Here is a 24,566-nt window from a genome sequence, read left to right as displayed (position 1 = left end):
TTCTCCTCTATAAACTTTATATGTTTTCTTGAATGCTATCACATCTAAATGTTGCTCGTGCAACATAAGTGCCGAGTCCTATAAGCAATAGCGCTGATATTACAATTATTGCAATATCTATTTTCATATCAAATAGTATTCCGTATAAAACTAAACCTACTGGACCGGCTATATTTAGTGCTGATGTTGCAAGACCAAATACTCTTCCTCTTACATTTTCATCTACATACATTTGCATGTAAGAGTAAGAAGGAATAACAATCTGAGTATAAAATGCTCCAAGCGCGGCCATTATTACAATGAAAATTGCTGTAATTACTAGAGTTCTTTTTTTACTTACATCCATAGTTAAGTAAATCATAGCAGGAGCCACCCACGCTAATACCAAGATGGCTAAAGCAAAAATTTTATTTGAAAGTTTCTTTATTTCGTTTTCTATTTTTTTAGTTGAACCTACTATTGCCCCAACAATCACGCCAATTCCAAGTGCTGCTACTACATAAGAAAGCTGGTTTTCTGTTGCTCCAACTCGAATTCTCATAATATTTTGTATTGCAAGATTCGTAAGTGGATAATACACAAGTGTTAAACCAAAAAGCATTATCATAAGAATTTTTACCATTTTGTATTTTTTTACATAGGTAAAAATATAACTCACACTTTCTTTTAATGTAATTTCCTCTTTAGCTTCTTTGTTTTTTGTAAATTCCATAAACAATGTTGTTACAGCACCTATCGCATATGAAATGCAATCAATCAAAAGTACTATTTTTATTCCAAATACTCCATAACAAATTGCTCCTAAAATTGGTCCGATAATAGTAAGTAATGCTCCCATTCCTTGGAAATATGAATTAATCTTTCCAACTTTATCTTCCGGAACCATATTTCCAACTCCTGAGTTTATACCAAGGTTTAAAAAAGTCTGGATAAAACTTACCATTACAACTCCAACGCCGAATAAAATCAAACTACTTGTCACTGTCTCTATTAAAACAAATAATATTCCTGTACATATTGCACTTAATAAATCTGCGATTCCAATAATCTTTTTTTTGTCGTATTTATCAACTATTGCACCCGCGAAAATACTTACTAGAATTCCCGGAAGAATTGTTAGTGTAAGTATTAGTGAAAACAATGTTGATGATCCTGTAATATCTAACACATATAAACTTAGGGAAAATCTAAATAACGCTGTGCCAAAATCACTAATGAACCTTCCTGCAAACAACAAAAACATATTTCTTTTTACGTTTTTTATTTGGTTATAACTTTGTTCCATATTTTACTCCTATTTTAGGGTATAGCCATTATCTTAATGACTATACCCGTTGTCTTTTAAGTTTTATGTTATATGTCTCTACCACTAACTTTTATTTAAAATCTTCTGCTCATATTTTGTAAGAGCCAAACATTTTTCTGCTAAAAGCTTTTGAATACTGTCATCGTTAACCTCGAATGGTAAATTGATATCCATTTGAATTTTGTCATTACTATATCTTGTCATCACATGAATATTGTGCGCTTCTTCTTCATTAAGTTCTTGCATCAATCGATTGTACAAGAATTTTTCAAACACACCCATTTCTGATTTTTCTAATTTACCCTGGAAGTTAAATACAATCGATGTTTTATTGTTTATTTTTTCTATCTTCTCTTCTAAATTTTCCAAAGGCGATTTTCCAGTATGTAATGCCAAAGTTGAAAAATTAACATTATAACGCTCGCTGTTTTCAATTACTTCTTGCGTTTTGATTTGAATCTGAGAAGATCTTTCATTAACAGAAGCTGTCATAGGAATCATATCTATAAACTCACCAACTGTATCAAAGTATTCTTCATTTGCATACTTTCTTCCGTAGTAATAAATCATAAATGGCATATCATTGATTTGTAGGAAATCCTTTGCCACAATACGTAAAACTTCAAATGCACTACTCCATGCATTATTATCGTTTTGATTATGATTGCCTACGTCTTGCATTTCTAAACGAATGTAAGTTATATTGTCTTTTTTATATTTAGAAATTGATTTTTCTAACTCACAAACTGCTTTATCATATCTATCAACTTCAAACAATTTTTCTAACCCATTTTCTGTTATATCTACCGGTCCTAACCTTGTTTGATCCACGAACTTTTGATACGAATTAATTGAGTTGATGCTTGATATTTTATTTTTTGCATTTAAACTTTGTTCATTATTTACAGATTCATCTTCTGCCGATTCAATTTTTTCAACTTCGTTATAAATATCTAGGATTCTTCTTTTTACGATTTCACCACTCATAGCATCAAAAATTGCATGGTTTACAGGTAAAATCAAATAAAACTCGCTTTCCGAAATCTTTATCAACAGCATTCTATATAAAAGGCCTTCGAATACAGCTTCTTTGATGCTCGAATCATAGATATTTCTAATTTGTTCATATTCTTTAAAGTAAATGTTCTTACAAATATCATTTACAATTTCAAACTGACTTTCCCTTGAAAACGCAGATAGGTCTGCAAATGGTATTTTTACATTTTTAATGTTCTCATGAACTCTCCAGAATAACTTGTTTCCGTGTTTTACAACATTAGCTCTAAACAATTCCTGTTCATTTACAAATCTTGTAATTGTTTCATTAAATACGTCAATATCAAGTAGATTGTAAAAAGTAATCATTGTGCCTGAATATCTTTCGCTATCTAGGAAATAATGTTGTATTGCAGCCATACGATATTCTTTTTCAAAATCCATTGCAAGTATTTCTTCTTCAAAAATCTTGCATTGCATCAAAAGTTTATCAATCACCGTTGCATCATGGGTCAGATTTCTTTTCTTTAACACATCTTCGATTTCTAACGTCTTACTATTAAGTTTCGAAATCTGTTCTAACTCTATAAAATGAGTTACATAGTGCGAAGGTGCAACTTCTTTAGACAGAAGTTTTAATAAATCCTTTTTATGATTTTTCTCAAAATCCTCTAACGATTCAACTCCATAAAATACAAATTTTTGATCTTCAACAGTCTTACATAATATCTTAACTTTTATACCTAACTCACTTAACACTAGGCTTTCTATCTTATCTGCATCTTTAAGAAGGTTAGTATTTTTCTTAGTTTTTATATAAGCATCTAATGCCTCAACTGTTGGATTTGAAAACACATCGTTTATCACTATATCTATACCTGTTTTTTTCAGGTAAGCAATAAATTCTATTACTTTAAGTGAGTTTGCGCCATTTTCAAAAACATCATCTTCAATCGTAAGATTAGGTAATTTTAAAACTTTCTGCCAGATTGATAAAATCTTATTTGATTCATCTAGCATATCTCCTGTGTTTGAAGATTTTAGTTGACTTGCTAAATCAAATAATTCTCCTGATTCTGCCATAACTTTAAGTTTTTTATTATCTAATTTACCGTTTGGCGTATGAGGAAGTTCTTTTAACACCAATATATTATTTGGAATCATATATCTTGGTAATTGATTTTTTATCTGTTGATATAAATCTTTTTCATCAATCGGATTAGAGCCTTTTGGACTAACACATGCAACCAAATAATCTTCTCCTTTGACGAAAACAGAAGCTTCTTTGACACACTCTATTCTTCCAATTACATTTTGGATTTCATCAAGTTCAATTCTATAACCATTTAATTTAACCATTCGATCATTTCTTCCAACGATTATTAGATTGCCTTCATTATTCCAAAATGCTAAATCTCCGGTTAAGAAAAATCTTTCTTTCTCATGTGATGTTTTTTCATTTGTCGCATCTGTTGAATTTATACTTGATAATTCATTGACTACTAAATCAACAAACTTTTCCTTATTTAATTTTTCTCTGTTATAATAACCATTCGATACACCATAGCCACCAATTGCAAGTTCACCCACACAACCATATGGTACTTTGTCTTTTTTATCATTTAAAACAAAACATCTTGTGTTTGCGATTGGTTTGCCAACATGAACGTAACTACTATCTGTAAGTTCTCCAACTGTTGACCATACTGTAGTTTCAGTTGGTCCATAAACATTAAATATTTTGGCCGAAGTTTTACCTAGTAATCTTAAAAAGTCTTTAGGGAATGGCTCGCCACCAACTAAAACTTTCTTCAAACAACATGCTGCTGTATCAAAATAATCAGAAATCATCATTACCCTGATTCGTGAAGGGGTAGTCTGAATTATATCAATATTACCTTCTATTATTTTCTGGCAAAGTTTATCCATATCGTTTATACATTCTACACTTGCAATCTCGATTTCCATTCCATTTGAGAGAGCCATAAAGCTTTCTAATACAAAAATGTCAAATCCTATTGTTGTTACACTAATAATTTTTTCTTCCTTATTAAAACCAATAGATTCATTCATTCCTAATATAAAGTTGCAAACATTCGCCTGTGTAATTGTTACTCCCTTTGGCAATCCCGTAGAACCTGATGTATAAATCATATACATTGGAATATTTGCTTCAAATGTAGTGTCAAAATTAGAGATTTCTAATAAAGCGATATCCGATAAAACGATATCTTTGATATTATCTAGTTTTTTATCATTTTCCCAAACTTTTTTAGTGTTATATCTGATAACACATTTTGTCTGACTATCTTCTAAAATATAACAAAGTCTATCCTCTGGATAATCTGGATCAAGAGGTAGATAAGTCACTCCCGCCTTAACACATGCAAGCATCGCAATAACCATCTCTATTGAACGTTCGCATAAAATTGCGACTCTATCTTTTGGCTTTATACCATGCTGTTCCATCAATAATTTTGCAAGATAATTTGCTTTGTTATTTAAACTTCTATATGTGATTTTATTGTTTTCATAAACCAAAGCTGTTTTATCAGCTAATTTCTCAGATGAATTCTCTAGAATAGTTTTGAGCGTTTTCTTTTTATCAAATGCAACTGTATTATTTTCAACTTTTGCTAAAAGCTCTAATTCTTTTTGTGAAAGTTCTAAATCCTGTATCTTTTTATCTGGTTCATTCAAACATTGTACAACTATTCCATGATAATTATCTAACATTCTTTGGATTGTTTCTTCCATAAACAACCTTGTAGAGTATTCTATTTCTACATTAAATACATTATCATGTTCACTAACATTCATTGTAATATCTAATTTAGAAACTTCATTTATAACATCCGCATTTGAAAAATGCGTTTCACCTATAGATAAAAGTTCATGATTAAAGTTTTGCATTGAAAACATCACATCAAATAATGGATTATGACCTAAATTTTCATCTTGTTTTAGTTCAAGACGTTCAACTATCCTTGAAAAACTTACACATTGTTTATCATATGTATCAAGTACTGTAGCCGCTACATCTTTCAAATAATCTTCACACGATTTGGTGTCATCGACTTCATTTCTGATAGCAAGTGTATTTATAAATAAACCTACTAACGATTCAAGTCTAACATCATTTCTTCCTGCAGTCGGAACTCCAACTACTATATCTTTTTGTCCACTATACTTAGATAAAAGTATTTCAAACATTGCAATAAAGAATTGGAATGCTGTTATCTTTTTATTCTTTACAAAGGTTTTAATTTGTTCTGATTCTGCTTTGCTTAAATCGAAACTAATTTTATTTCCTGAGTTTACAAATTCTTCTTCATTATTTCTAGGAAAATCTGTAGGTATTTTCAACATTTCAGCACCTGATAGTTTCTCTACCAACTCATCTTCTTTTTCCTTATATTCCATGGTTAACTCGTAATCATTAACAGAGCATGCATAATCGCTGTATGTAATTTCGAATTTGTTGTCTGATGTTGTTTCATTACCTGAGACGACATCCAACTCCTGCACTTTAAAGTATTTCTCATAAACCTGCTTAATAAGCACTCCTGTCGACATTCCATCACAAGCTATATGATGAATGTCAAACAAAATAACAGTCTCATTTTCATTAATGTTTTCATATGATTTTACATTTACAAATCCGATTCTAATTAGCAAATCATTTTGTAAATTGAATGGACGTATAAACGATTTTGCACATTTTTTTATGTTTTCTTTTTCTAAATCCGGTACCTCATAATGACTAGCCTTAACACAAACTTCATTAGTATCCTTAACAACTGCCATAAAATGACCATCAACTGATACGTAATTTGTTCTTATCGAATCTTGCTTAGCAATTATTTCATTTACACATTGTAAAAATTTAGCTTGATCGAATTTTCCAACGACTTTAATTGCATTGAACATATTGTAGGCTGTTGAGTTTGGATTAACCATCTGAGTAACAAAAATTCCCTTCTGCGAATTTGTCATCTCATATTGTTTAGGAGCACCATAACTTTTTAAAACAAAACTCTTATTATCTGTTTCATCTATATCTGCACTCGATATATCTGTATTCTCATTACCTTCTTTTGATACTTCTAACTGTTTGTAAGCCTCATTTACAAATCTAGTAATTTCTTCGAAAGTTTGATTTATAAATGCATCTTTAACCGATATATTAACACCAAGGTTTTCCTTAATTTCTGCAACAAATTTCATTGCAAAAATAGAATCACCACCTAGTGTATAAAAGTTATCATTCAATTCAACTTCCTGTGTACCTAGCACATAGCACCAAATATTTGCCATCGTTTGCGCAAGATTTTCATCACAATTTACCATTTTACCACGAATCGGACAATGTTTAAATTTATTTATTTTATTTATTGTACTTTTTTTCGTAGCATTTTCATATGTGCTGTTTGCACTTGTTCTACTCGTAGCAATTGATTCTTCTTGCATATAAACATCAGGTATCTCAACAAGACATTTATTCTTTTTAAAAGGATATACCGGAATGTGTACTCTATGGCAATCCTCAGGAAAATCATATTCTAGTTCTTTGTTGTCAAAGAAGTTTTGCACATATTTTATATGTTCTTTGGATGCTTTTTTTAAATTGTCTAAGCATCTTTTTAATTGCCTCTCATCGGAATAATCTTCATCTTGAATAAATAATTGTTCTTCATATTCAGCTAACGATTTAATGGCTTCATCTTTGTTTGACGCAAAAGTAATAAACTTGTATTTATATTTTCCTTCGTTTTTAAATAACGTGTAACAAATATCTGCAAGAGAATTATTGCTTTCTTCAAGATAATAAATCATATTACTAATTCTAGCTTTAAATGATTCCTCACTTTTAGCTGAAATCGTAATTGGTAAAAATTGATTATCTTCTATTTCTTTTTTAGTGATTATATCATTTGGAATAGTTTTATTTTTTTCATTATATTCTTCTAGAATAATATTTACATTTGTTCCACTTAATCCAAATGCATTTATAGCTAGTCTTCTTTTTTTGCCTTCTTCAATCTCCCAATGTTTATATTCTGTATTTAAATACACTGGCGTTGATGAAAAATCAATAAGTCTATTTGGCATTTTAAAATGAAGACTTGGATACAATTCCTTATTTTTTAAAGATAAAGCAGACTTTATTATGGATGCCATTGTCGATGCATGATCTAAATGTCCTATATTTGTCTTACTTGAACCTATCGCACAAAACTGTTGCTTTTTTGTTTTAGAACCAATTGCTTTTGTAATTCCTTCTATCTCAATTGGATCTCCTAATTTAGTGCCTGTTCCGTGCGCCTCAAAATACGAAATTGAATCAGCTTCTATGTTTGCTTTTTTGATATTATGTGAAATAAGAACTGCCTGTGCATCTGGGTTTGGTGCTGTTATTCCATTTGAATCTCCATCACAATTTATTGCAACTGATTTGATAACACAATAAATGTCATCTTTATCTCTTATTGCATCTTTTAATTTCTTGATATAGATTGCACCAACACCTTCTCCGACTCCTGTTCCATCTGCTGAATCATCGAATGCTTTTGCTTTCCAATCTCCTGCTTCTACTCCAACTTTTGTATTAAAAGCTGCTGGAACCATACAGATTCTTGAACTACCTACGATTGCTGAATCACATTCCCCACTTTCAATCGCAAGACACGCAAAATATAAAGCAACACCTGACGATGAACAGGCTGTATCAAAAATTGATGAAGGGCCATGGTAATCACAAATATAAGAAATTCTACTTGCAATAACCGGAATTATATTTCCTGCAACAGAAAGAGCTGCTGCCTCTGGATTAACATCCGTTACTAACTTTTTGTATTCATTAATTGACGAGTTATCATATCCAACAAAAACTCCAACATTTTTTCCATTTAACTGTGATGCACCATATCCAGCATCTTCTAAACAGTTCCACGCAGTCTGTAAAAATCTACGTTGGTTTGGATCCATTAATTTTGCCTCTGCCGGTGATATTCCGAAAAACTCGTAATCAAAATCTGCAATATTTTCTAGGAACCCCCCTTTTACAAATTCAATATCCGAATTTGCTCCTACAAAATCTAAATACTTCTTAGCGTATTCTTTTCTTTCTTCTGGAAAATCTCGTACACAATCTACACCATTTTTTAATATGCTATGGTACTGCTCTAGGTTTTCACCTAGAGCAAATTCACCATTCATACCAACAATTGCATACTCATTTGTACTATTTTTCTTTTCATTTTTACTAAGAGCCATAACTACTTTAGCTGCTACCGCTTTATCGATTTTTCCGGCTTTAGCTGACTCTAGTAAATACTTTGCTAATTGTTTCATAATACTCCTTAATTACAATTTACTGAGTAAATCATCAAGTTCTATATCATCTGAATCTAGTGCACTTAAGATGTCTTCTTCTGTTAATTCATCATCTGAATAACCATCTTCTGAAAATTTAACTTCAAATCTTTCTTTTTCAGACGGACTATCTAAATCAAATTCGACTTCTATATTATTAGTTGAGCTTTTGTCTGAACTGATTTTTTCACTAATATCTTTTACAGTTGTTAATGAGAACAATGATGCAACTGTAAATTCATCTGGATATAATTTATTTAACTGTCCGTAAACACTCATTAATCTTATAGAATTACCACCTATATCAAAGAAATTATCAGTTATGCCAAATTCTGAAGTTCCAAGAACATTCTGCCAAATATTCCATATTGTTTTTTCTTCAGCTGTCTGAGGCATTACCACTTCTTTATTCTCATGCACTAAATCAGGCAATTGTTTATAATCTATTTTTCCAATTCTAGTCTGTGGTAACTTATCTAGTTTTATAAATACATTTGGTACCATGTATTTTGGAAGTCTTTTACTTAAGAAATCTCTGATATTTTCTTCGATTTCTGTTCCAACATAGTAAGCTACAAGTTTATCTTCTTTTACTGTAACTGCTGCATTATCAACTAATGACATATTCTCAATCTGTGTTTCAATCTCTTGAGTCTCGATTCTATAACCTCGTAACTTAACCTGTTTATCCATTCTTCCTAGAATACTAATGTCGCCATTTTCTAGTAATTTTCCTTTATCACCTGTACGATAAATGAGTCCATTATTTCTCCACTTATCTTCTACAAATGATTTATTTGTAAGTTCTGGTGCATTTAAATATCCCTTCGATACACCTGCACCTCCGACTACAATTTCACCTTCTAATCCAGCAGGAAGCATATGCATATATTTATCAACTATGTATGTGTACCCAATATCTAAGGCTTTACCGATATTACTATTTACAATATCCTCTAAGGTAACATTTCTCTTAATAGTAGATACAACTGTACATTCTGTTGGTCCATACTCATTTACTATCTCAACATCTGCATTTTTTTCTTTGATGATTTGATATGTTTTTTCACCTAATCTATCACCTGCTGTTGTAATGATTCTAAGGCTCTTTAATTGTTCTGTTGTCATGTTTTCAAAAATTGTCTGGCATAACATTGGCACTGAAATAAAGTGTGTGATTTTTTCAGTTTCAATAATTTTACCTATCTTATTAACATCAAGCACGTTCTCGATGAATACTACTTTTGCGCCAGAAACAATTGGTGTAAAAAAGCTTGTCATGAATCCGTCGAATGCATATGAGAACAACTGTAAAATTGAATCCGTTGTATCTAACTTATACTCTTTGCTTCTCCATGCAATTGCACCTGCTATATTTTTCTTAGAAACTAAAACACCCTTTGGTTTTCCTGTAGTTCCTGAAGTATAAATAATATATGCGCCCTCATTCAATCCATCTTTATCTAATCTATCTTCCTTATCATCAGCCAAATCTGTTCTAGAAATTAAAGTACCACTATCAGGTACGTTACCTAGGCTATCTTTTCTTTCTTTAGAATCAATTATTGTAATTGGCAAATCAAATTCACTTACCATATCAACTAACGATGCATCTGTTACAATACGTTTTGCGTTAGAATCTTTTAACATATATTTGATTCTTTCTGTTGGCAACGAAGTATCTACTGGTAGATAAATTGCACCTGATTTCATAATACCAATAATTCCCAAAGCTTGAGAAACACTTGGTTTACACATAAGTGCTACTACATCTTTTGTTTGGATGCCTTCTTTTACGCAGTTATACGCAAGGGCATTTGTAATCTCATCAAGTTCTTTATATGTAAAAGCATAAACTTCATCTTTTACAGCTACACTGTCTGGATATTTGTTTACAACATTTTTAAACTGATCCATAAGTGAAATCGTATCCTGGTTTACCTGATAATCCTTCACTAATTCAAGCTCGCTCTTTTCATCTAGTAACTTGATGTCCTGAATTTTTATCTCTGGATTATATGCTATCTGCTTAATTAAATAGCAGAATGCATCTCCAAGTTTTTTACAATCTTCGTCTCTTAGAACGCTAGCTTTATATGTTAAATTAAGTTTTAATCTTTCGCCTGGTGTAAAGACTGCACCTATTCCATAATTTGTATGTTCTTTTAAGGCAACGTCTTCTACTTTAAATCCATTGTTGTTTCCACTTGATAAGCCTTCTTTTAAAACTTCATTAACCGGATAGTTTTCAAAAGCAACTGTATGACTAATGATAGGATTTCCTTTGTTAATATCTGATTGAATTTCATATAATGGATAATATGAATATCTTTCTGCATTTACCAAATCACCCTGTAATCTCTTAGCTGAATCAACAAATGTTTCATTTTCTTGTAATGAAGTACACACAGGAATAGTATTTATAAACATACCTACAGCAGAATTTACGCCTTCTAATTGCATACTTCTTCCGGATACAACATTACCAAATACTGCTTCTTCTTCAACTGTTGTCATCTGAAGCAATAAGCCCCAGGCTGAAATTACAATTGATGCTAGTGTTACATTCTTACCTGCTACCTTTACTAGCTCTTTAGTAGTTTCTTTGTCAACATAGAAATCAAACTCTCTATTTTCGTTTGTTTCATTTTTATTATTGCTTGACTCTTCTATTCTTAATTTTTCAAAAGCAATCTTTGTATTTAAGTTTCTTCCTGCTAAATAATTCTTCCAGAATTCTTTAGCATAATAGCGATTTTGTTTTCCAATGTATCTATAAACATCTGTACTTAATTCATTTAAGCCAATATTATCTAATTCTTCTTGCTCTAAAAGCTTGATATATGTCTTAAAGATTTCTTCTAAAATCTGTGACATTGACCATCCATCTAAAATCAAATGATGGAATTTCCAAGCAATTTCATAGGAATCTTTTTCTAGCTGTATCAACATTACTCTTGAAAGGATTCCCTTTTCAGGAACAAATGCTTTTTTGTCAAAATCGTATTTCATTGATTCTATTTCTGCTACAGACTTCTCTCTTGCATCAACAATATCAATGTCTAAATTAGCTTTATTTAAAATCACTTGTACAGGCTCACTAATATTTTCATTTACAAATGCTGTTCTTAGTGTAGGATATTTTTCTCCAACTAAAACAAATGCTGTTCTTATTTTTTCCAGTGAAAAATCACCACTTATTTTCATGCCAAAGTTCTCGTAATATGCATCATCGTTTGGATTTGAAACCACATGATACAACATACCTTTTTGCATTGGAGTCATCTTCACATAATCAATTGCTTTATTTCCATAAATGGCATTTAGGTATTCTAACTCATCCATACTTAAATCAATTGCAAAATCTGATGGAGTTATCATTCTAGTCTGACCTAGTGAAAGTGATTCTTCAAATGCATTAGTGCAAGCTTTAATTGTTTCTTCGATCTGTGCCTTCACTTCCTGTGCCCATGATTCATCCACAATACCATCACTATAGGCAATTGTATAATGCAAACGCATATCGTTTTCTTTTCCAACTACCTTACAACTAATATCAACTGCATAGTCACGACTAATTTCATTTCCTATTGCTGATTTATTTGAAATATTTACAATATCAAATTCACCTTTTACTTCATCTATTCTTCCTAGATAGTTAAAGCTTATCTGTGGTCTAACAAAAATATCTGTGTTTTCTTTAGCTACTAAATTATAAGTGTATTCAATATCTTTTATTTTTCTTCTACTCTCTTTTACTAAACATATTTGTTCAAGAGGATTTGCTTTTACACTTACATTCATAGGATAGATTGAAGTAAACCATCCAACAGTTCTTGATACTTCAATATCTTTGTCTTTTGCAAAACGTCCACTGCTTTCCATTGCAAAAGCTATCTGCTTTTTGTTGCTTACTTTAGCAACTGCTTTAGCTGTAACTGCAACTAGTGTTTCTTCTACGTTTGCAGAAGTGATTTCTAATGATTTCATTCTAAGTTCATCAAAAATATTTCCATTAATATCAAATTCAATTTCCTTAGTATCTTTAAAACTTCCATAATCTGTTGTATTCCAGATTTGTTTTTCTTGTGCTGAATTTCTAGAAGACGCAATTTCTTTCCAGATAACTTCATAGCATTGCTTAACTTCTTCTTTTAATTCATTCGAATATAGGAACTCACTATATTCTTTTGTTGACATTGTTTTATCTTGAAGCTTAATAGCTTTACCTTCAATTGATGCTTTATAAAGATTTACAAAATCTTCTAAAATTACGTTCCAAGATACAACATCTACGACCATATGATGAATAACAAAGAAAATATAATCATTCTCTTTTGTCTTAATCAGAGTCACGCTGTATAATTTGTCACTTCCTAAATTGATTTTTTCTTGCTCTTTAGCGCAGATTTCTTCGATTCTAACAATGTCTGTTCCTTTTTCTCCTGACGAATCTGAAATTGTTTCTTGCGTTGTTATATCTACTACATTTACAAAATCAATATTGGAAATATCACTTACTTTTCTGATTTCTAAGTACTTGTCATAACTTCTTATATCTTCTTCATATGTAATATTATCCGTTTTACCTGCACTTACATTATTCGCATCCACACTCTCAACATAAACACTTCTTAAAGCATCATGATGACTTACTAATTCTTTTAGTGATTTCTGCAATGCCACAACATCTAATCTATTTTCTGATTTTAGTAAAATCATTTGATTGTACTGGTTCGTCTTTGCCTTATCATCCATTGCAATCTTTTCTTGTATAGCAGTAAGTTTTACTTTTCCAAAAATCTCATCCTGCGAATACACATTTTCATTGCGACTTACGTAGTTTTTGAATTCTTTGATTGTTGGATGTGCAAATAAATCTCCAACTTCAAAATGATATCCATCTGCATGTACTCTTGATAAAATTTTAATTACTTTGATTGAATCTCCTCCTACTTCAAAATAATTATCATTTAATCCTATTGGTGCAAAATTAAGTACTTCTTCCCAAATACCTGCAATATATTTTTCAAAATCAGTTTCTGGTTTTTCAAATGTGTTATTATGAGCAACCATATCTGGTTTTGGAAGACTCTTCTTATCTACTTTTCCATTAATGTTTAATGGAATCTTATCTATTTCAATAAAATGAGCAGGCATCATATAGGCCGGAAGTTGTTCTTCTACAAATTCTCTGAGTTCATGCGCCTCAAGATTTAATCCATTTTTCAACTGATAGTAAGCTACAATAGACTTATTATCATCTAAATCTGAATGTACAATTACTACGCCATCTTCAATTTTACTGTGTTTTAAAATACAATTTTTGATTTCTCCAAGCTCAATTCTATGACCTCTAATCTTAACCTGCTGGTCAATACGCCCTAGATATTCAAGCCCATTTTCAATGTATCTACCTGCATCACCGCTTCGATATATTCTTAATGAATCTTCTTTTTTCTCCTTATCGTAAGGGTTAAAAATATTATTCTTACTCTCTACAAATCTCTCAGCTGTAAGCTTTGGTCTGTTTAAATAACCTCTACAAACTCCATGACCCCAGACTACAATTTCGCCTTGCATACCCATAGGTACTGGTCTTAGTCTAGAATCTACAAGTGTAAGTCCAAGTGTTGGAATAGGAACACCAATATCACTAACGTTTTCTTTAATCTCGTAATCTGTTATCTCTTTATATGTAACGTGGACCGTAGTTTCTGTAATTCCATACATATTGACAATCTTACAAGAACTAAATCTTTCGTGAAAATATTTAAGTACTGCTGGATGTAATTTTTCTCCACCAAAAATCAAATATCTGACTTTAAGTTCAACCGAAGGTTCCATCTCAAGTTGAAGTGAAAGCGCATTAAATGCTGATGGTGTCTGGTTTAATACAGTAACTTTTTCACTTTCTAATAGTCTTACAAATTTATAAGTATCTCTTGCAAAATCTTTTGTAATGATTATTAGTTTTCCACCAAATAATAAGGCTCCATACATCTCCCATACAGAGAAATCAAAACTAAATGAGTGGAACATAACCCAAACATCTTTTTCATTAAAATCATATAAACATTTATCATTCACAAATAATCTTACAACATTTCTATGAGTGATCATTGTTCCTTTTGATTTTCCTGTTGTTCCTGATGTGTAAATAATATAAGCAAGATTATCTGCTGTTACTTCAACATTAACTGCACCGATATTATCTGATAAATCTTTTTGGATGTCGATTGTATCTTCTACTCCAAAATTATCTTTATCTATCAAAACGAATTTTGCATTACTATCACTAATCATATAATCAATTCGCTCTTTAGGATAACTTGGATCTATAGGCATATACGCTCCGCCTGCTTTTAAAATACCAATGGCTACCATAATTGCAACTGCACTTTTTGGCATTAAAATTCCAATAATATCTTCTTGTTGTATGCCTTTTTCAAGCAAGGTATTTGCAATTTTATTAGAAAATTCATCTACTTCTCTGTAAGTATATTTTTCATTTTCATATTGAATTGCAATTCGCTCAGGATATTTTGACACTTGTTTATTAAACATTTCCACAATTGACTCATCTGGGAAACCAATTTCAAATGCCTCTTTGCAATTAATTTTTTCATAATCAGACTTATCAAGCACTTCAATTTCATCAATTGAAATCTCTTCATTCTCTACAACTTGATTAATTACATTTATATAATGACGCATAAGCTGTTTCATGAAATCATCTGTAAAAATAGATTTTTTATACATGAAACTAATTCGCATTTCTTCTCTTGGTACTACAACAACTGTTAAATCGTAATTTGTAGACTCATTAGCTGCTGTTTCTATAATTTCAAATCCATTTTTATTACTCAAATCTTTATTCAAATCTGAAACTTCTCTATTAGCATTTTGATCTGCCTTAGCAGATTTTGGATCCGAATTATTTGCATTTAAGAAATCAAAGTTTTCGAATACAAAAATATGATCAAATAATGTACTTCCGTACTCTGTAAACTTCTGAATCTCTGATAATGGGCAATAACTATTAATCTCAGCATTTGCACATTTTTCCATCATTTGTTTTGCTACATCAACAAATACTGCATCTTTAGCTGCTTTAATTCTAATTGGTAATGTACTAATAAATAAACCAATCATTTTGTCAACATCAGCAATAGGTACTGAACGACCTGATACAACTGAACCATAAATTACGTCTTTGGTATCTTTATATCTCATAAGTGTAATTGCCCATGCTGCCTGCATTAAAGCATTTAATGTAACACCATTTTTAGAAGCAATTCTTTGTAATTTATTTACAACATCCTTTTCTAAGTGTTGCTTATATTCATTTTGAGTTGTATCATCTTTAGCTCCGCCTTTATATAATTCTTTTGTTTTTTCAAAATCAATTACTTCATTTTTCCAATACTCTTTAGCTTTAGAAATATCCTGATCTTCAAGCCATACAATATAATCTTCATACTGAAAAACTTTATCATCAATTATTTCTGCGCCTTCACATAAAGCATTGTAATAAGCTGTAAACTTATCAAGTAACATTGCAAGACACATACCATCCATTAATATATGGTGATCACTCCACACAAGTTTCCATACATTTTCAGTTGTTTTAAATGCCTTAACTCTCATTAAAGGTCCTCTTTGAAGATCAAAACCTCTTTGCTTGTCCTCTTTGCAATATGATGCAATTATATGATTTTGATTTTCTTTAGGCTCTTTACTTATATCTTCTTTTTCAAAAATATAATCCATTGCTTGTGCAGATTTTACAACCTGATAAGTTGATTCTAAATTGTCATATAAAAATACAGTTCTAAAAATATCATTATTTTCAATTACTTTTTTATATGCCTCTTTTAGATTTTCAAAACTTATGTCACCCTTTATCGTCAAATAGTTTTGCTCGAAATATGCGCCCTTTCCATTATCTTTAATAGAATGGAAAAGCATACCTTCCTGAGTTGGGGACAATGGATAGATTTTTTCAATATCTTTTCCTGCTATTTCATAGATCTTTTGCAACTGATTCATGCCAAATCTATTGCCTTTTAATCTACAAAAATCAGATGGTGTTTTTATATTATTTTTTTGCTCGACAAGTTTAACACTAAGTTCTTCTAAAACTGCTTCAACTTTATTCTTAAACTCATCTATTTTTATCTCTTCATATGTGTTTTTATCGTAATCGACAGAAACTGTTAATCTATTATCTTTAACAAATGCCGTAAAACTCATCGCATATGGAACCTTATTTTTAGGATGAATCATACTTGCATTTGATATTTCACAAAGTCTGATATCCTTGTCATTCTCTGTAAGAGTCAAATCTCCAAGATAGTTAAAGCAATATCTAGCATCCTGATATAAAGTTTCATTTGATATTTCACAGTTTTTAGTGTTCTTACATTCAACATCATACGACAATAGTTGGTAACCAACTCCTTTATCCGGAACTGCTCTTAGTTGTTCTTTAACCTCTACAAGCTGCTGATTTAGATTGTGGAAATTACTATTTATGCTTACAGGATAAATAGCTGTAAACCAGCCAACTGTCTCTGCAAAATCTGCTTCATTTCCTGTTACATTACGTCCCATAGCTTCCATATCAACAACAATATCAGCCGAATCATCAACTTTCGTTTCTTTAAGAGCTTTAACAAACGCTGTTAATATCAAGTCTTCCGCTTTAGTGTCATAAGCTTTATTTGCTTTTGTTAAAATAGAATCTGTTATATCACTGTCTAATGTAAATGATACATTTTTTTGATTTTCAAAATAATAATCTGTCATCTTGCTTTTTAATGTACTCTTAGAATCTAATTTTGCTTTTTTTGCATCTACTTGATTCCAATAATCATTATATTTTGTAAAATGATATTTATCTTTTGCATCATTTAATGACATAACAAAGTCTTTATAACTCTTATGCTCAACTCCAAGAAGATTTGAAATCTCATCAGACATTCCATCATTTTTTTTGCTGATGTTTTCACGTTCCTCAATCATTTGATATACGCTAATTATTTCTTTAATTAAAATTCTTAATGATACAGCATCTATTACTAAGTGGTTTAATGCTACAAATAAATATCTGTATTTTGTTGCATCTTTTCCTACTCCGATAAGACTGCATTCGAATGTTTTTTCAAATGGATTTAATCTTCTTTGAAGATCATCTATTATTTTTGGATCTATTACATTCTCATCATTAACAGCATTATTCAAATCTAGCGCTTTAAAATCCTTAGTACCTACTAAATCCACAACATTGATTTCACTTATAAAATCCTCTTTTGGCAAGATTGTCTGCACAACTGTATTGTCTTCTTTTAACTCAAATGTCGCTCTTAACATAGGATGTTTTTTGGCAACAGCCTGTATCACTGTCTCAAGAATTTCTTTATCCCAAAGCTTTCTATTTTCAAGCATTACAGCCTGATTAAAATGCTTATTTGCATCATATTTTTTAAAGTAACGTTTTTGAATTGGCGAAAGCTTTAGCTTTCCATTAAAATCACTATTTTGACTACTATTCAAATTATTACTTGCATTTGCTTTAATATTTTGCTTAGTATCCTTAACATCAACTACCTTTGCAAGTTGCATTACAGTAGGATTTGCAAACAACATTGGCATGGTAAATTCTATATTGTCACGTCTTAAAATTGAAACTATCTGTAGAGCCTTAATTGAATCTCCACCAATTTCAAAATAATTATCATCTGTACTAATTGATTCTTCTTTTAAAACTTTCTTCCACGCACTAAGAATTCTACTTTCAATCTCGTTTTGTGGCGCAATCACTTTATTTTTTTTTACTGAAAAATCAGGTTTTGGAAGTATTTTTCTATTAGCTTTTCCTGATGCACTGATTGGAATCTTATCAATTTTTATATAATAAGATGGAACCATATATCCAGGAAGTTCTGCTGTAAGGAAGTCTTTAATCTCTGCCTCGCTAGCTTCACCAACTATATATGCACATAAAACTTTATCATCTTTACTTCTTTCAACCGCTAAAACTATACACTCTTTGACTTTATGATATTGCAAAATCTTAGCTTCAATTTCTTGAAGTTCAATTCTAAATCCTCTGATTTTCACCTGAGAATCGCTTCGTCCAAGATAGAAAATATCCCCATTTTCATCCCACTTTGCAAGGTCACCTGTCTTGTAAAGTCTATCACTCTTTATCTCTTTAAATGGATTAGGAATAAAACTCAAATCTGTTCGTTTTTTATCTCCTTTATAACCATCCGCAAGACAAACTCCACCAATATAAATTTCTCCGCAAATGCCCTCTGGAACTGGATTCATATCTTTATCCAAAATCAATATATCAACATTTGAGATTGGCTTTCCTATTGGAATTGTTGTATTTTTATTTCCTGTAAGCGCTTTGTAAATACATCCAATACTTGCTTCTGTCGGACCATACAAGTTTATGCATTTCATATGTGGAAAAATAGTCAAAAATCTATTTACAGCTTTGGGTTTGATTTCTTCACCACCAAGAATTACCCACACTAAACTATCTAATGCATGACTTTTATCCTCCATGCTCTCCATACCTTCAACAATTGTGTTGAAAACTGAAGGTACAAAGTCAACAATTCCTATCTTTTCCTTTTCAATAATTTCCAAAAGATAATCAGCTGTTAACATATCTTGTGGTCCTGGAATTACTGATTTACCTCCGTTTATTAAAGGCCAGTAAAATTGCCAGATTGAACTGTCATACACATAATTTGTAGTCAATAATACACTTGAGCAAGCCTTCATTCCAAGTGTCTGATTCATCCACATTAAACGATTTATGATTCCATTATATGGAACAACTACACCCTTTGGTTCGCCAGTTGAACCTGAGGTATAGATAACATAAAAAGTATCCGTTCCTTTGATATCTGCCCCATCATAAACTCTTCTTGAAGTTGAATCATTTTTTTCACCTAGGTGTTTTTGCATAGTTTCTTTAATGTCACTTAACTTAACTTGCATATTTTTTATTAGAGCATTATAGCATCCAGGTCCTGTCAAAATAAATTTGGCATCTAATCTATTACAGATAAGATTTTTTCTTTCTATAGGCCATGCTGGATCCATTGGACAAAATGCTGCACCTGTCTTTATAATTGCCAACTCCATTACTAACATTTCAATACTACGTTCAGTTAAAATAGGAAGAATTATTCCTCTGCCAATTCCTTTTGAAACAAGTTGATCTGCAAGTATATTTGAATAATCATCCAACTGTCTATATGTCAAATAGTTTCCTTTAAAGGCAACCGCAACAGAATTTGGATTCTTTTCTAGCTGTTCATGGAAAAGTGTAACAACATTTGAATCTTTTCTTTCAAAATCAATTTTGTTGTCATTATACTCAAATAACAATTTATTTTTTTCAGCTTCTAAAAGAATAGAAATATCGCTTACCTTAATATTTGGATTTTCCATTACCTGTTCAACGATTTTTACATATCTTTCTAAAAACTGAATCATCTTTTCATTCTTATACAATTTTTTATTATATCTAAGAACTAATTCCCAATTGTCATCTACTCTATTAGCATCAAATGTTATATCAAATTTTGCCTGATTCTGTTCAAAATCAACGAGTTCAAAATCAGGATTTTTAGCATTTTCAATATCATTTACACCAAACATTGTTGCAAAAAATGGATTTTGTCCATTCTCAGCTTTTAAATCTAAACGACTTGCAATCTGATTTAATGTACAATTTTGATGCTGTAAGATTTCAAAAAGATTATCACCAACACCATTTACAAGACTTACAAAATCTTCTTTCGAATCAACATTTACCTTGAATGGTAAACTTGATACAAACATACCAACCATATCACTTGTGCTTTCCACAAATCTTCCAGAAGTTGGAACACCTATGATTAATTCGTTTGCTGAAGTAAGCTTATACACTAATACGCTATAAGCACCCATTAAAAGAACGAATGGTGTAACTTTATTCTTACTACAAAAACTATTTATTTTTTCAAAAAGTTCTCCATCAATTCTTTTATAGACAGTTTTTCCTTCATTGCTGATTTCTCCACTTCTTTCATAATCAGCTGGGATTAAATTTTTCTCCACACCATCTTCAAAAACTTTTTCCCAATATTGCAAATCTTTTTCTTTGACAGTTTTTGATTCATCATCAGATTCCCACTTAATATAATCATCAAAATCAATTGTAGTATTCTCAAGTTTTTCACGATTATATAGTTTGATAAACTCATCGAATAAAATATTCATGGAAATACCATCAACAACAATATGATGCGAATCAAACATCAAATATTCCGCGTCATCTACTTTTGCAATTTCCATTCTGAATAATAAATCATTTTCTAAATCAAATGGTTTAAGGAACTTTTTAAAAGCATCCTCTATTGTTGCATACTCGTCAATTTTTAACTCGTACTCTTCTACATCTCTATAGCATTGCATTAATTCATCGTCCACAGTTATAAATGCCGTTCTTAGCGATGCATGTGTTCTTAATAATTCATTTACAGCAGAATTTGCTCTTTCTTCATTTAATTCTTTTTTGAATTTTACTATCATTGGTACGTTATAAGCAATTCCTTGCGAATCTAATTTCGCACCTATATAGATTTCTTTTTGAATATCAGTCAGTGGTAAATACTTTATAGTCTTATCACGTTTTTCAATTTTTATTTCTTTTTCTAAAGACTTTGTATTTGCATCCTTAACGCTTTCGATATTCTTACAAATCTCTCTTAATGTGCTTGATTGAATTATATTTTTAACTGTTATAAAAATATTTTTTTCTTTCAACTTGGCAACAATTCTGATTGCTTTAATTGAGTCTCCGCCTTCTTCAAAGAAATTATCTTCCATTCCTAGTTCTTCGTTTCCAATTACTTCTTTAAAAACTGATAAAACAATTTCTTCATTAGCATTTACAGGAGCACTATTTTTTTTAATTCTTTTTATAATATGTTTTTCTAGTTCCTTGACATCTACTTTTCCATTTCTATTTAATGGAATTGAAGTAACCTGATTAATGTGTGATGGTATCATATAATTTGGAAGTTTCTCATGCATATTAGAAACTACATCCTCATATCTAACATCCGAATCAGTTGTATAATATGCATCAATATATTTTTCAGTTGTTGATTCATTTTTCTTTACAACAACTGCTGCACTTTTAACACTGTCAATCTGACGCATAACCTCTTCAATCTCAGCAATTTCAATTCTAAAACCTCTGATTTTTACCTGGTTATCAATTCGTCCTAAAAATTCAATTTCACCTTTTTCATTCCAACGAGCTCTGTCACCTGTTTTGTATAAACGACCTTCTCCAAAAGGATTATCAACAAATCTTTCTTTGGTTAATTCTTCTTGATTATGATATCCTCTTGCAAGTCCTTCACCTGCAATACATAATTCACCTGGCACACCTATTCCACATAGATTGTTTTCTTTTACAACATAAACCTGTTTGTTTGCAATCGGTTTACCAATTGGAATATTTCTTGGAATCTCGCCTCCTTCGTATTTCCACGCAGTCGCACAAACTGTTCCTTCTGTTGGGCCATAATCATTACTATAAATGCAATTTTTATCCGCACCAAATTTTTCAATAATCTTTCTATTTGTTTCTGAACCTGCTGTAATCAATAACTTAAATGGAACATTTTTTAACTGCATCAAATACTGAGGTGGAAAAATTCCTGCTGTCACATGATTATCACTTAAGTATTTTTCCAGTAAATCAATGTCGTTTCTAATTTGTTCTGTTACAATGCACATAGTTGCACCTGACAAAATCGACATAGTAATCTCTGAAATAGCAGCATCAAATGAAAAACTTGCAAACTGCATAACTACATCATCTACACCGATTCCTCTGAACTTATTGAAATACATTCTAAGAGATTCAACACCGCTATGCTCAACTAAAACGCCCTTTGGTCTTCCTGTTGTTCCAGAAGTATAAATCATATAGGCAACATCATCTTTTGTATGAGGACTTATGAAATCTAATTCCGTGTTACACTGGTTAGTTTCATTAAATTTGCCACCAAGGTGTAATTTGGCGCAGAAATCTATCATAGTTTTCATTTTCGATGTTTCAGCCACTGTAGCTTCAACTTCTAGTGTTTCAGCTCCTATAGTTTCAATAAATATTTCTGGCTTACAATCATTTAAAATGTAATCAATTCTTTTCTGTGGATATTCTGGATCAATTGGCACAAAAGCTGCACCACATTTCAATGTTCCAAGCATTGCTGCAACCGTTTCCACGCTCTTACTTGCACTAATTGCAACAAAATCTCCAACCCCTATTTTTTTCTCATTTAATTTGTTGGCGACATAATTAGCTCTAGCATTTAATTCTTCATATGTTATCTTTTCGTTTCCAAAAATTATTGCTGTTTTCTTAGGATATTTCTTTACCTGTTCTTCGAACATTCCATTAATTGTATAACCTTTAATATCACATTTTGTATCATTAAATATTCCTAGTACTAATTCTTTTTCAGCTTTTGTAATCAGGTTTACTTTTCTTGCATTTTTCTCTCTAAAATTCTCCCAATCATCAACAACTCTGTCGATAAATGTCATAAAATGTTTCTGAAGCGCCTTGATTTCCCAATCTTCAAAAACTTCTTCCTGATAATCAAACATAATTTTATACTGCTTATCAGTTGTCATAAAAATATGAACTACCAAACTTTCTATCTGGTATGGCACGTTGTAAAAAGTAAGATCCGATGAAACATCATCAAGAATTGATGCTACCTGATAATTCAAACTAACATCAAATATTTTTCCAATGTTGTTTTCTTTTAAAATACGATTGTATGTATGCTTCTGGTGTCTAAAAACTTCTCCCACAAAATTTTTCACACTACCAATATAGTTATCTACATTTTTATCTTGTTTTTCTTCTTTAAATGAAAAATAAATAGGTACTGTATTTGCTAATAAACCTAAAGCATCTTTACGCTTTCTTCCCGTTCTATTTGTCAGCGTACTTCCTATGTAAAAATCATCTGAATTTGTCTGTTCGTGGAATACCTCTCCTAAAGCTGAAAGATATAACACATATTCAGATATTTTTTCTTTTTTACAAAATTCTATGATTTTTTTTGAATGTTCTTTGCTTAAATCTAATTGAACTCTTCTAGATTTCATCTGATCCATCTTATGATTTGCAAGTACTGTAAGTTCACTGCACTTATCAATTTGATTTTCCCAGAATTGCTTATCTTTTAAAAATCTATTAGTTTTAAGATACTCTTGTTCTTCTTTCATTATTTCAATATAAGAATTCGTTGTCACGTCATACGTATCATTTTTTAATTTGGCATTATATAACTTAATAAACTTCTCAGCAATCTTTGACATTGTCCAACCATCTGAAATAATGTGGTTCATCATAAGTAACATTCCGATTTCATTACCACGTCTAACTATCCAAATCTTAAATAATTGTTCTGTCATTCGTGGAACATTTTCCATCTCTTTGTTAACCCACTCGAGATATGCTTTATTATATGATTCAAAGTTTGATTCATCTCTTGCTTCAATACACGCTATAGACTCGTCAAACTCTCTAATTCCCGTACATTTTTCTAAATCAATATTCTCTACATATTCCCATTCTGGTTCGTTCTTGTCATTTGATGTGACAATTCTTAAATGAAAAATTTCATTCTGCATAACAATCTCTTGTATGCTCTCTAGCGCAATCTTAGTGTCGATTTTTCCAGTCAAAAATACATCTCCTGTCAACCATGTTACGCCGCTTCCACTGTACTGTTCTAACTCGTACAATTCACTTTGGGTGTCCGTTAATTTAAACATAAATATT

At 31.0% G+C, this 24,566-nt stretch carries 3 protein-coding genes; all 3 read right to left on the bottom strand.

Annotated features, from left to right (window positions below):
* Positions 1–16: 16 nt before the first annotated feature.
* On the bottom strand, positions 17–1,285 hold the full coding sequence (locus tag BLV79_RS08560) for an MFS transporter (protein WP_074718102.1): 1,269 nt from the start codon (positions 1,283–1,285) through the stop codon (positions 17–19).
* A gap of 84 nt (positions 1,286–1,369) precedes the next feature.
* On the bottom strand, positions 1,370–8,656 hold the full coding sequence (locus tag BLV79_RS08555; RefSeq protein WP_074718100.1) for a non-ribosomal peptide synthetase: 7,287 nt from the start codon (positions 8,654–8,656) through the stop codon (positions 1,370–1,372).
* A gap of 12 nt (positions 8,657–8,668) precedes the next feature.
* A complete protein-coding gene (locus BLV79_RS08550; RefSeq protein WP_074718098.1) occupies positions 8,669–24,559 on the bottom strand; it encodes a non-ribosomal peptide synthetase in 15,891 nt (5,296 codons plus the stop codon).
* Positions 24,560–24,566: the final 7 nt, after the last annotated feature.

Source organism: Lachnobacterium bovis DSM 14045, from assembly GCF_900107245.1.
GTDB classification, from domain to species: domain Bacteria; phylum Bacillota; class Clostridia; order Lachnospirales; family Lachnospiraceae; genus Roseburia; species Roseburia bovis.
The sequence above is the reverse complement of the archived record's forward strand: the minus strand, read 5'-3'. Positions and strand labels throughout refer to the sequence as shown.

Coding starts and splice junctions, on each gene's coding strand:
- BLV79_RS08560 (WP_074718102.1), bottom strand. CDS start 1,285: ATGGAACAAAGTTATAACCAAATAAAAAACGTAAAAAGAAATATGTTT.
- BLV79_RS08555 (WP_074718100.1), bottom strand. CDS start 8,656: ATGAAACAATTAGCAAAGTATTTACTAGAGTCAGCTAAAGCCGGAAAA.
- BLV79_RS08550 (WP_074718098.1), bottom strand. CDS start 24,559: ATGTTTAAATTAACGGACACCCAAAGTGAATTGTACGAGTTAGAACAG.